The organism is Desulfobotulus pelophilus (genome assembly GCF_026155325.1).
In the GTDB taxonomy this organism is placed as follows: domain Bacteria; phylum Desulfobacterota; class Desulfobacteria; order Desulfobacterales; family ASO4-4; genus Desulfobotulus; species Desulfobotulus pelophilus.
On the sequence record NZ_JAPFPW010000002.1, the window covers coordinates 65,967 to 78,845 of the forward strand.

General features: G+C 50.9%; 9 protein-coding genes. 3 read left to right on the plus strand and 6 right to left on the minus strand.

Annotated elements, in window-relative coordinates; translation table 11 throughout:
• Positions 1-156: 156 nt before the first annotated feature.
• The 4 genes from OOT00_RS02505 to OOT00_RS02520 form a co-directional block, all read right to left on the minus strand.
• The gene (locus tag OOT00_RS02505; RefSeq protein ID WP_265423711.1) at positions 157-687 is read right to left on the minus strand and encodes a MarR family winged helix-turn-helix transcriptional regulator; all 531 of its coding nucleotides are present in this window, start codon (positions 685-687) and stop codon (positions 157-159) included.
• A gap of 109 nt (positions 688-796) precedes the next feature.
• The gene (gene ispH / locus OOT00_RS02510; RefSeq protein WP_265423712.1) at positions 797-2,530 is read right to left on the minus strand and encodes a 4-hydroxy-3-methylbut-2-enyl diphosphate reductase; all 1,734 of its coding nucleotides are present in this window, start codon (positions 2,528-2,530) and stop codon (positions 797-799) included.
• Between the two features lie 126 nt (positions 2,531-2,656).
• Positions 2,657-3,574 carry a ParB/RepB/Spo0J family partition protein gene (locus tag OOT00_RS02515; RefSeq protein ID WP_265423713.1) on the minus strand — a complete coding sequence of 306 codons (918 nt, stop codon included), beginning with the start codon at positions 3,572-3,574 and terminating at the stop codon, positions 2,657-2,659.
• An 85-nt stretch (positions 3,575-3,659) separates the two neighbouring features.
• A complete protein-coding gene (locus OOT00_RS02520) occupies positions 3,660-4,424 on the minus strand; it encodes a ParA family protein (RefSeq protein ID WP_265423714.1) in 765 nt (254 codons plus the stop codon).
• Positions 4,425-4,595: 171 nt separating this feature from the next.
• Between OOT00_RS02520 and OOT00_RS02525 the strand changes: the two genes are divergently transcribed.
• Entirely contained in the window at positions 4,596-6,032 is a 1,437-nt protein-coding gene (locus OOT00_RS02525) for a M48 family metallopeptidase (protein WP_265423715.1), read from the plus strand.
• Positions 6,033-6,042: 10 nt separating this feature from the next.
• Here OOT00_RS02525 and fusA read toward each other — a convergent pair whose 3' ends face one another.
• Positions 6,043-8,073, minus strand: coding sequence for an elongation factor G (gene fusA / locus OOT00_RS02530; RefSeq protein WP_265423716.1), 2,031 nt, complete (start codon positions 8,071-8,073; stop codon positions 6,043-6,045).
• Positions 8,070-8,630, minus strand: coding sequence for a GerMN domain-containing protein (locus OOT00_RS02535; RefSeq protein WP_265423717.1), 561 nt, complete (start codon positions 8,628-8,630; stop codon positions 8,070-8,072). The genes fusA and OOT00_RS02535 overlap by 4 nt, the downstream gene beginning before the upstream one ends.
• A gap of 558 nt (positions 8,631-9,188) precedes the next feature.
• Here OOT00_RS02535 and panP point away from each other — a divergent pair.
• Positions 9,189-10,847: a pyridoxal-dependent aspartate 1-decarboxylase PanP gene (panP, locus tag OOT00_RS02540; RefSeq protein ID WP_265423718.1), complete on the plus strand. Its 1,659-nt coding sequence runs from the start codon at positions 9,189-9,191 to the stop codon at positions 10,845-10,847.
• Between the two features lie 152 nt (positions 10,848-10,999).
• Positions 11,000-12,793, plus strand: a complete 1,794-nt coding sequence (lepA, locus tag OOT00_RS02545) for a translation elongation factor 4 (protein WP_265423719.1) — start codon at positions 11,000-11,002, stop codon at positions 12,791-12,793.
• Positions 12,794-12,879 lie beyond the last annotated feature (86 nt).

Genomic DNA, 12,879 nt, shown 5'->3' on the forward strand with positions numbered 1-12,879 from the left:
TGTATGGCAGTTGCTACAGGTGCATGAAAGGTCTGCGGCGGACATGGGCACTCCAAACTTTCGGGTCAGAGTAATGGGGACGATGGGCGCATTCCACTGTTGTCTTATGATCTGATCTGCCAGTGTATCAGAATGCCCCAAAAAGGAGTATGGTTTTCAGGGCTCGTAAAATCCTTTATCATCGATGTCTTTATGGATAGGGCCTGTGACGAGAAAAGGCGAGGCATCGATACTTTTGGCGTGCATCATGTGGACAATGTGGTGCAGGCTGGAAAGAATCGTGAGCTGTTCCCACTGGGGGAGGCTTGCCAGCTGGTGTACAAAGGTTTCCTGCAGCAGGGGGGGAGCTTCTTCCAGAATCGCCTGTCCTTTTTCAGTAATGGACAGAAGGGTGGTGCGTTTGTCACGGGTTCCCCGTAGCCTGGAAACAAGGCCCTGACGTTCCAAGCGGAGCAGTATTCCCGTCACTGTTGCCTGACTGAGGCTGATGGCACGGGCAAGTTCAGTCACGGCAATTTCTTCATGCCGGGCAATTTCTTCAAGGATGATCAGCTGAGGACCGGTGAGTCCGTGGGTTCGCACCAGCTGACGGGAATGCAGTTCAATGGCCTGGGTAATACGGCGAAGGGCCACAAGGACTTCCCTTGAAAGGTTTCTGGCATTGCTCTGTTCGGCATGGCACATCATGCTGCTGCTCCTTGCTCTGGAATGATGCATTTCATTTTGCATCTCCCATATCATACCTTGTATAAAAAACAATCAGATCCGTATTGTTATATGATGTAAAGTACTGTTTTTACCCCAGCTGAAGGCCTATGGCTGCAAGAATACCTGTAAAAATCAGAAGGCTTTCTATGTGGAAAGCCAGACGTGTGTCCGCAGTGATACGTCCTTTGGCTTCGGCACGGAGCATCCATATCAGAACAAAGGGAGGCAGTGCCAGTATAAAGGCATTGCATGGAAAAAGAGGTGTGGGAGTAAGGAGAAAGATGCCCACAAAAATGGCCGTAAGCATACGCGTAAGCAGACGGTGGCTGGCCTGTTCTCCCAGAAGAATGGGCAGGGTTTCCTTGCCGACAATGCGGTCTCCCTGAATGGCCAGAATATCAAAGAAGGCCGTACGCACAAAAACGAGAATGGTTATGAAAACAAAGGCTCCCAGAGAGGCAAAGTCCAGAACGCCCCGTATGCCGACACTGGGCAGGATGACGCACAGAACACCCCATGCAATGGCAATTAAAATAGTTTTTGATCCCGGTATATCCTTAAGGCTTCGGATACCTCCGGGCGAGAGGGATGGGGGCAGCAGGGGAGTATTGTAAAGGCTGCCTGCGAGAGACATAAAAAAAAGAAGGAAAAAAGGCAGAAGACCGGACTGAAATGCGGCATAAAGTCCGGCCAGCCCTGCCGTACTTGCAAGAATAAAGAAAAAGAGTCGGCCTTTTTCATAAAGGCTGGCTCTTTCCGGATTATTGTAACGATCCGAGGGGATTCCTGTGAGGTTGTTGAAGATTTGCATGGACAGGATATAGGCTGCGGCTATGAAAGAATAGCGCATTTCATGGGGAAAGCCCTGAAGCATGCTGGCAGCATAGCTGACAGCCGCTGCTCCCATAGCCAGATAGATATTACTGCTGAGAAGAAAAAGCTGTATTCTTTTGATCCATCCATGGGCACGGTTCCGGCTGTTTTCCATGGATTTTTTTTCAAGGGTGCTGACAACCTGGCGCAGAATCCAGTTGGGTGTGGATGCTCCGGCTGTGATACCGATGCTGTTTTTCCCGGTGAGAATGGATGTATCCAGTTCCCTGGCTGATTCTATGTGAAGGCTGGTTGCTCCCGCTTCTGTTGCCACTTCAGCCAGTCTTTGTGTGTTACCGGAATTTTTTCCGCCTACAACAATGACAAGATCCACCCCCTTTGCCAGAGCCATGGTTTCTGTCTGTCGTTTTTCCGTGGAATCGCAGATGGTATTGAACATTTTGTAGTGGGGGGCATTGTGGAGAGCCCACTGATGAATTGTTTCATAAAACATTGTATTCTGGGTTGTCTGGGCAACGAGAATGGCTTTTTCAAATATGGGCAGGGCTTCAAGCTGCTGGACGGTGTTGATTACATGGCCCCTGTCACCTCCATACCCCAGCAGTCCCACGACTTCAGGGTGATCCTCATCTCCTGCAATAATGACGTGATGCCCGGATTCTGCATGCTTCCGGATGATGGTCTGTACCCGTATGACACGGGGGCAGGTAGCATCCATGACATGAAAGCCTGCTTCTGTCAGTTGCTGCCGGGTGGCGGGTGGAATCCCGTGGGCCCGTATGATGACAGTGCCTTCGCCTTTCTCTGGGATGTGGGAGAGGGTTGGTATCCCTTTTTCCTTCAGAATGTCCAATACCTGGGGATTGTGGATGAGGGGGCCGTAGGTGCAGATGGGCCCTTCATTTTTGTTGGCGGCATCTATGGCCATGTCAACCGCCCTACGGACACCCATACAGAAACCTGCGGTTTTTGCAATTTGGATATGCATAAGTAATCTTTCGAACTTTTAAAAATAGCACGGCCTGATGGAAATCTCTTGTGCCGGTCGTTGGCTGCGGATGTGTCCGGATTCAGAAAAAATACCGTATCCTCACTTGTCATAAAAAACGGCAGGCTATTTCGATTGTTTTGAAAGGAGTTCCAGCCTGTGCATTAAATTATCAAAGTCTTCCGTACTCTGATAGGGAATCTCCAGCCTGCCTGAGCTGGCATTACCCCGTATACGAACTGGAAATCCAAAGGTATCAGACAGGTGCTGTGCCATCTTCCTGTAATCTTCAGGAAGGGAAGGCGTGGAGCTGGTCTCCGTTGCCTGTGAAGGGGTGAGGAGTTTTTTGACCAGAGCTTCACATTCCCGAACGGAAAGTTTTTTTTCCACGACTTGATGGAAGGCTTGCAGCAGGAGTGTTTCCCGTTCCAGTCCGAGAAGGGCGCGACCGTGGCCCATGGATAGCGTGCCTTGATCCATTGCCTGTTGAACAGGATCTGGCAGCTGTAGCAGACGGATAAAATTGGTGATGCTGGAACGGCTTTTCCCAACGGAAGCCGCCACGGCCTCCTGAGTCATACCAAATTCTGTGACAAGCTGCTGGTAGGCCCGTGCTTCTTCCATGGGGCTGAGGTCATTGCGCTGAATATTTTCCACAATGGCAACCTGGAGCATGCGCAGATCATCCAGCTCACGGACAATGACAGGCACGGCATCCAGTCCTGCCAGGTCGGCTGCCCTTACCCTGCGTTCTCCGGCAATAATCTGGTAGATTCTGTTAACACGGCGAACAAGGACGGGCTGGAGAATACCTTCGGATCGAATGGATTCTGCCAGTTCCTGCAGCGACGCCGGATCAAAGTACCTCCGGGGCTGGAAGGGATTGGGTTGCAGGTCGGCTATGGGAAGGGTTGCCTGCTGGTGGGAGTCGCTGGTTGCAGCATGATTGTCTGTGGCTTCTATGTCCGGAATAAGAGAGGAGAGGCCACGGCCCAGCCCGCTTTTTTTCCGGAGTTTTTTGGATGGTGCTTCAGAATCTGTCATGTACAGGAATTTCCAAGGATTGTGCGATGATTGGGTTGAAAAACGACCCTCCTTCCGTCTGCCGCAGTGAAGACAGCTGGCGGGTTCAGGAGGAAGCGCGCATCAGTTCTTCTGCCAGCTCCATATAACTTTGGGCTCCCTTGGATGCGGGGGCATAAATAAAAATGGACTGCCCGAAACTGGGGGCTTCACCCAGGCGGACATTTCTAGGGATGCGGGTTTTAAAAATCAGATCTTTGAAATACTGTTCGGCATCTTCGGCCACCTGGGTGGAAAGATTGGTCCTTCCGTCAAACATGGTGAGAAGAATACCGGCAATACGAAGATGGGTATTAAGGCTTTTTTTAATGCGCTTGACGGTCTGCAGAAGTTGCCCCAATCCTTCCAGGGCATAGAATTCGCTCTGCAGGGGGATGAGTACGGAATCCGCTGCTGTAAAAGCATTCAGGGTAAGCAGGCTCAGAGATGGTGGGCAGTCCAGCAGAATATAGTCATAGCGGTTCTGCAGGGGGGCCAGTATGCGGTAAAGAAGCTTTTCTCTCTCCGGAGCTCCCATCATTTCCACTTCAAATCCGATGAGCTCAACCCTTGAGGGAAGGATGTGCAGGCCTTCTATTTCACAGTTGCAGATCAGATCTTCAACTCTGGCCTCACCAATGAGAGCATGGTAAAGTGTCTGTCCGAGGCTGGATTTGTCCAGACCGATGCCTGTGGTGGCATTAGCCTGGGGATCGCAGTCCACAAGAAGAATTTTTTTGGCAGAGAGGGCCAGAGCCGCAGCAAGGTTAATGGCTGTGGTGGTTTTACCCACTCCCCCTTTCTGGTTGGCGATGCAGATGATCTGTGTCATAACAAGTTTGCCTCTACCATAGTTCCGGTGAATTGCAAAGCAAAGGATTCCGGTAAAGAGGGGGAGGTCGGAATCCGTGGCTGATCCGGTCATCAAATTGTCTGCAGAGCCGGTAGTTTTAAGTTCTGCCGTTTCCCAGTAGGCCACACGCCAAGAAGGAAAGGACGATTCATGTCCCTTTTAAAGAAGGCTGTCAACTGCGTTTTTGCCGTCCTTGTTCTGACAGTACTCCTTTTATCTTTCCCTCATCCTGCTTTATCTCTGACCCTTCAGGAGGAAGAAGAGATTGCTGAACAGTTTGTCCGTTACATTCAGGCAACCCAGCGTCTTGTCAGGGATCCCGTTATAACGGAGTATGTCCGTGGGGTGGGAAACCGTATTCTTGCTACCATTGATAACCCTCCTTTTCCCATGACTTTCAATGTGGTTCTGGATCCAAGCTACAATGCCTTTGCCGGTCCGGGAGGACATATTTATGTCCATTCGGGCCTGATTCTGGCCATGGAGCGGGAGGAGGAGCTGGCCGGTATTATGGGGCATGAAATTGCCCATGTGACATGTCGCCATATTGCTGAGCTGGTCAGCCGATCCAGAAAAGTGGGCTTGGGAACCCTTGCGGGTATGGCTGCAGGTATCCTTGCAGCCGTGGGTGGTGCCAGTCCGGATGCTGCCATCGGCCTTATCATGGGCAGCCAGGCTGCGGGTCAGTCGGCCATCCTGTCCCATACCCGTGAGAATGAACGTCAGGCGGATGAGCGAGGCCTAACGTATCTTACAGATGCAGGCTACGGAGGGGAAGGACTTTTGACCATGCTCCGTAAAATCAGGAGCAAAGAGTGGTACACCACAGATGATGTGCCAACCTACCTGAGAACCCACCCCGGAACAGAAGAACGTATAGCTTTTGTGGCGTCCTGGTTGGAAACCCGCAACAGTGAAGCCGTTTCCAGAGATAACCCCTCGGATAATGATGCGTTCCAACGTGTGCGAAACCGGCTTCTTGGGCGTTACGGGGAAGTGGATACGGCCACCTCCCAGCTACGGCGTAAACTGCAGGATACACCGGATGATCTGTCTCTGCAGCATGCTCTGGCCCTGGCCCTGATTCGCCAGAATGCCAGAGAGGAAGCCCTGGCCCTGATGGAAAAAGTTGCCCGGTCAAGGCCCATGGATACGGTGACCATCGCAGACCTGGGCCGGATCCGATATCATGCAGACCGTCCTGAATCCGCCATTCCTCTTTTGAAAAATGTGGCTCCCGAAACAGATGACCCGGAGGTTTTTTTTGATCTTGGGCGGGCCTATACGGCTGTCGGTAATTATGAAGCGGCCGTTAAAACCTTTGACAGGGTGCTGTCCATGGCCCCATCTCTCATCGGGGCTCACTATAGCCTCGGAGAAGCCTACGGCCGCATGGGCAGGGACGGAATGTCCCACTATCATCTTGGGCGTTATCACCAGGGCGCAAGGGATTTTACCAATGCAGACTTTCATTATTCCCGGAGTCTGGTCCTCCTTCCGGAAGGCTCTGCCGAAAGCGATGATGCTTTAAAGCGCAGGGACACGGTGCGCAAACAGCATCGGAGGTCTTCTCAGGAAAAGCGGTAAAATTATTGTATCAAGGGGCATCAAAATGGGAAAAAACCATGGTATAGTTGCCACGACCCTGGGTGGCTGATCGCAGATCCGTTGCGTACCCGAACATTTTTTTCAGGGGTACAATGGCCTGGATTTCCTGAATGCCGGATTTTGGTGTGATTCCTTCAATCTTGCCTCCTCTGCTGTTGATGTCGCCGATTACTTCGCCCATATGATCTTCAGGAACAAAAATTTCCACATTCATGATGGGCTCCAGCAGGAGACCCTGTCCCTGCACCATAGCCTGGCGACAGGCCATGGAGGCGGAAACGGTGAAAGCCAGTTCCGTATCACATCCTTCCCGTACTTCCGCTTCCAGAAGAACGGCCTCAAGATCTGTGGTCGGGTATCCCATCATGGGGCCGGCACCAAAGGCTTCCCGTATGCCTTTTTCCGCTGCGGCCATGAGTTCCCTGCGCAGCAGACCTTCGCTAAGGCGGGAGGAGATACGGATACCTGTTCCCCTTTGGAGGGGGCGCAGCATGAGGACAATGCGGCCATAGTGGCGGATTCCTGTAATCTCACGATCAAAGACAGCCTCCCCTTTGGAGTCTGCGGCGAGGGTTTCCCTGTGAACCACCTGAGGGCGGCCCACGTTGACCTGGGTATTGAATTCCCGGGACATTCGGCTGACAATTACCTCTAGATGAAGTTCTCCCATGCCCGAAAGAATGGTCTGGCCCGTATCCGGATCCTGTTTCATGCGAAGGGTGGGATCTTCATCCAGCAGCTTGGCCGTGACCTGTTCCAGCTTTTCCTGATCGGCATGGGTCTTGGGCTCGATGGCAAGGGATATGACAGGTTCATAAATGTCGATGCGCTCCAGCATAACAGGATGGGCAGGGGAGCAGAGAGTGTCGCCCGTGGCGGAGTCTTTGAGGCCTACGAGTCCGACAAGGCTGCCGGGTCCCGCATCGGGAATGCGTTGTTTTTTGTTGGCATGCATGAGCAGGATACGGGAAACCCTTTCCTTGCGGTTGAGGGTGGGGTTGAAAACCTCGTCTCCCTCTTTGAGTTTTCCCGAGTAGATTCTTGCGTAGACCAGCTTGCGTCCTTCAGGCATGGCTACCTTGAAGATAAGTGCGGAAAGGGGTTCAGCGGATTTTGGAGGAAAATGAACCTTGTCTTCTGTTCCGGGAATGACACCTTCAACGGGAGGAACATCCGCCGGGCTGGGCAGGAATGCCTGAATGGCATCCAGAAGCGGCTGAATCCCTTTGTTTTTCAGCGCTGATCCGCAGAGAACGGGAACCATTGTAAGGTCGATGGTGGCCCTGCGCAGGCTTTCCATAATTTCTTCCTCGGAAAAAGTTTCTTCAGACAGGTATTTTTCCATGAGGGTATCATCGGTTTCAGCCACGGATTCCAGCAGTTTTTCCCTGGCTGTGCGGACCTCTTCCATCATATCCTCAGGAATGTCGCCTTCGCTGTAGTTTGCCCCGGGGCTTTCGTCATCCCATACAAGTGCTTTCATGCGGATGAGATCAATCATGCCGACAAAGCGGTCTTCCGAACCCATGGGAAGGGCAACGGGCACGGGGTTAGCGCCCAGTTTTTCCCGGATCTGCTGAACAACTCCCTGAAAATTGGCTCCGATACGGTCCATTTTGTTGATAAAGGCAATTTTGGGTACATGGTAACGGTCGGCCTGACGCCATACCGTTTCGCTTTGGGGCTGAACGCCTCCCACGGCACAGAACACGCCGATGGCACCGTCAAGCACCCGTAAGGAACGTTCCACCTCAATGGTAAAGTCCACATGTCCCGGAGTATCAATCACCTGAATCCGGCTGTTTTTCCAGTCGCAGGTTGTGACGGCACTGGTGATGGTGATGCCTCTTTCCTGCTCGTCAGGCATCCAGTCCATGACGGCTTCTCCGTCGTGAACCTCACCCAGTTTGTGGGAGCGTCCTGTGTAGTAAAGAATGCGTTCGGTAACCGTGGTTTTACCTGCATCAATGTGGGCCATGATGCCAATGTTACGTATCTGGGAAAGTTTTATCGGAGTCATCGTACAATCATCATATTAGCGGTAAGAGGATGCCGGATATCGATATGCCCGGCCAGTGTGTCCTGTTCCTGGCCGGCGATGAGAATTTTCACCTTTCGGATTTCCGGTACGTTCAGTACAAGTGAATTGACCAGTGCATAAATTGTGTGCAGTTCTCCGTGGCTTCCACCAGGATGCTTTTCCCGGATGTCCGGATGGAAATCGAGGATGATCATGTCGTTTTCCATGTAGAGGGCCAGAAGCCTCGTCCCATCGGGTATGGGGGATACTCCGTTGCCGGATGGGCCTGTTATGAGTGCTTCCAGTATGGTCCTGGCCCTTTCCCGTGCATTCCCTGCCAGTGGAATTTCCCGTGTTTCTGCAGAAAGGAACTCCGATGCGGGATTGACAAAATAAAGATAAATGCTTTCCCTGTGGGGCCGGCCGCTTTCCGGAGGCAGCGGATGACCGGTGACGGAAGGTTCCGGCCCGGGGGCTGAAATCCGTATCCCGGCCCAGAAGGCAGTGGCAACGAGCACAATGCCAATGACAAGGACAGGGATGGGGGAAAGTTTCATGGTTTCTCCATGGAAGGTCTGTATGGATATGGGACTGTATAGTGTTATGTCAGCAGGATTCCGTACCGGGTGACACTCTGTCAAACATCCAAAGATACGGTGAAGTGGGCGGAGTGTCAACAGGCAGGGCGGATCCTTTTTCTCTGTCATCGGGACTTCGGAGGCTGAAATCCTTTTTGTTTTTATTGATAGGGTCAGACACTTGACCTTTGGACGCTGTATGGCAAAAAAGAAACTGTGTGGTCTGATGGAGGTCTGTTTTTTTCCGGGGGCATATCCTGCAGGGTTTTTTAGAAAAAGAATGGTGAAACGGGCTAAAAAACAGGGAATGATGGTTGTCTTTTTTTTTCAAACATGGTTACATGCCCACACTTTTATTAAAATAAGGATAACAATAGAAAAAAGTTTCGTGTAATCCACACTTGTCTGCTAAGGAATTGGGGATGAAAAGGAGCTGGGTGTTATAAGGCGGGCATCGTTTCGGTATTGTCGGGGAGGCAATGCTCCTTATAATAAAGGCGGCCATAGCCGGACACAAAAGACCATGGGGCGGGGACCATGCGACAGGGATTGGGCTTTGAAGCACCTTCCGTAAGGAACGGTGAATGGGAGCAGATGCTCAGGCTGTTTATTCAGCCGGACACCGAGGCTGACCGGGCGAAGCTGGTCGGCTATATGGAGCAGATTTTATTCGGACTGCAGGAGTTTCTGCATAAGCACGTGGGGGTTACCGAGGAAATAGGTCTGAAAGAGCTGGCTCTGGGATACATGGACAGCAGCATTTGTTTTGATCCGGAAAAAAAGCTGCCGGAAGTGATATCGGACATCATAGATCGTATAGCACCTCAGGCTGTCAATGTCTCTTCTCCCTATTTTGTGGGTCACATGACATCGGCTATTCCTTTTTTTATGGTGCTTTTTAAGGCTATTGTGGCAGCTCTGAACCAGAATGTGGTGAAGCTGGAAACCTCCAAGGTTGTTTCCATTGTGGAACGGCAGGTGGTGGCGAGGTTGCATCGTCTGGTTTATGGGATGGACGCCTCCTTTTACGAAAAGCATGTCCAGAGTACGGATGCAACCCTCGGAACGTTCACGGAAGGGGGGACGGCTGCCAATCTTACGGCTCTGTGGGTGGCCAGAAATACACTTCTGGCTCCGAAAGAAGGTTTTGAAGGTGTTGAGGCGGAGGGGCTGGCATCGGCTTACAGAGCCTACGATATTGATCGGTGCGTGATTCTGGTATCCCGCAGGGGCCATTATTCCCTTCGGAAAGCCGTGGGTGTACTGGGTCTTGGGAATAAAAGTCTTGTAACCATAGACGTTGACGGAGAAAACCGTATATGTCTTCCGGCTTTACGCAGAAAGATAGCGGAATACAGTGCGGATCCTAAAATCCGCATTCTTGCGGTGGTGGGGATTGCCGGTGCTACAGAAACCGGCACGGTGGATCCTTTGCGTAAAATGGGAGAGATCTGCAGGGAGGCGGGCATACACTTTCATGTGGATGCCGCCTGGGGCGGGCCCACCCTGATGAGTGACCGGTACCGTCATCTTCTGGATGGTATTGAACTGGCCGATTCTGTCACCATAGATGGACATAAGCAGTTTTATATGCCCATGACCTGCGGTATGGTGTACTTCAGGAACCCTTTTCATCTGGATACTATCAGTTACCATGCCAATTATATTATCCGCAGGGGTTCCGTGGATCTTGGTATCAAGACCCTGTCCGGTACCCGGGAAGCCAATTCTCTGGTCCTGGATTCTGCTCTCAAAGTGATGGGGCGCAAGGGCTATGGCATGCTGATTGACCATGGCATTGATCTGGCCAGAAAATTTGCGGAAGAAATACGCAAGAGGGAGAACTTCCAGCTTGTTACAGTCCCGGAGTTGAATATTCTGACCTATCGTTTCTGCCCGACTCACCTTAAGGAGGCGCTGTTGCGCTCTTCCGGTTCAGAGCGCAGCGAACTAAATGAAAAAATAAACGATATCAACATTACCATTCAGAGGGTACAGCGGGAGGCAGGCAGGAGCTTTGTTTCAAGGACTTCCATTGATAAGGGAGTGCCCGGTGGCGGGGAAACGGTTGTGCTGCGTGCGGTACTCATGAATCCCCTGACTACTCTGGGCATTTTGAACGATATTCTGGATGAGCAGGAAGTCATCTATCGGGATAACTATCGGGAAATGGATATCCGGGTACAGGGTCTGTGAATTGACAGCTGGCCCTGCATTCGGTACAAGCTGTGGTAAATTAAAAAAGCGGATCGCCGTTTTTCGGCTGACCGTTTTTTTATGGGGTAATATTTTTTTGATGTGCGAGCTGCATACCGCTAAGACAGTTTTTTATAAGGTGCCGGTAATCCATGAAGAATATTCGAAATTTCAGCATTATAGCCCACATTGATCACGGAAAGTCCACGCTTTCCGATCGTCTTATTCAATCTACGGGGATCATTGCAGACCGGGATTTTCATGATCAGATTCTGGACTCCATGGATATTGAACGGGAGCGAGGCATTACCATTAAGAGTCAGACTGTTTGTCTCCCTTACAGGGCTTCTGACGGTAAAGAATATTCTCTGAACCTCATCGATACTCCGGGCCATGTGGATTTTACCTATGAAGTTTCCCGTGCTTTGGCGTCCTGTGAAGGGGCGCTGCTGCTGGTAGATGCCACCCAGGGTGTGGAGGCCCAGACCTTGGCAAATCTCTATCTGGCCATGGAACACAATCTTGTCATTATTCCTGTAATCAACAAAATCGACCTTCCCAGTGCGAACGTGGAGTGGGTAAAAGAGCAGATTGCCGATGACCTTGGGCTTGATCCCTTTGATGCTGTATTGACCTCAGCCAAAGAAGGTATGGGTATTGACGAGCTGCTGGAAGTCATAGTGACAAAATTGCCGCCACCTGCAGGAGACCCCGAAGCTCCGTTAAAGGCCAGAATTTTTGACTCCCACTATGATCCGTACCGGGGTACTGTCGTGCACATGCGCATTGTGGACGGGGCCATTAAGGCTGGTGATGAAATACGCTTCATGAGTAACAATGCCGTATACAGGGTTGAGGAGGTAGGGCTTTTTCAGATTATCCGTAATCCTCAGAAAACTCTGAAGGCGGGGCAGGTCGGGTATATGATTGCCGGAATTAAAACAGTCAGCGATACCCGGTGCGGGGATACGGTTACCCATCATAAAAAACCTTGTACCAGGGCTTTCGGAGGATTTCATGAAGCCAAGCCTGTGGTTTTTTCTTCCCTGTACCCTGTGGCTTCGGATGATTATGAAGAGCTGGCAACGGCCATAGAAAAGCTCAAATTAAATGATGCGGCTCTGATGTATGAGAAGGATAGTTCCGCAGCCTTGGGGTTTGGTTTCCGGTGCGGTTTTCTGGGGATGCTGCATCTTGAGGTCGTGCAGGAAAGACTTGAAAGGGAGTTTGATCTTTCCCTTATTATAACGGCTCCATCTGTCAGTTATCACCTGGAGCTGATGGATGGGGAATCCCTTGTGGTGGATAATCCAGCCCTTTACCCTGATCCTACCCTGATTCAAAGCGTGAAAGAACCTTTTATCAAAGCTAATATTATTGTTCCCGAGCGGTATATGGGTGCTGTGATGAAGCTTTGCATGGAACGTCGGGGGATCAACCGAAACTACCAGTATCTGACTTCCAGCCGTTTGGAAATGATTTTTGAGCTTCCCCTCGGTGAGGTGGTGTATGATTTTTATGATAAGCTGAAGAGTATTACTCAAGGATATGGTTCCTTTGATTATGATATGCTGGAACATAGAGAAACCAATCTCGTTAAGCTGGATATTCTTGTGAATGGTGAAAAGGTGGATGCCCTTGCTCAGCTGGTGCATAAAGATAAGGCTGAGGCCAGAGGCCGCATGGCTTGCGAACGCTTACGGGAAGAAATTCCACGGCAGCAGTTTAAAATACCCATTCAGGCAGCCATAGGGGGCAAGATTGTTGCCAGAGAAACCATTTCTGCTTTCCGTAAGGATGTCACGGCTAAATGTTATGGCGGTGACATTAGTCGAAAGCGTAAGCTTTTGGAAAAACAGAAAAAAGGTAAGAAGAGAATGAAGATGGTCGGGCAGGTGGAAATTCCACAGTCAGCCTTTCTTTCTGTTCTGAAAACAGGAGACTGAGGTGGCGGAAGAATGGTTTCTGGGTGCTGTGAGCAGTATGATATAAAAAAAGGCTATTCTTTGTTGGAAGGCCGGAGTGACATGCT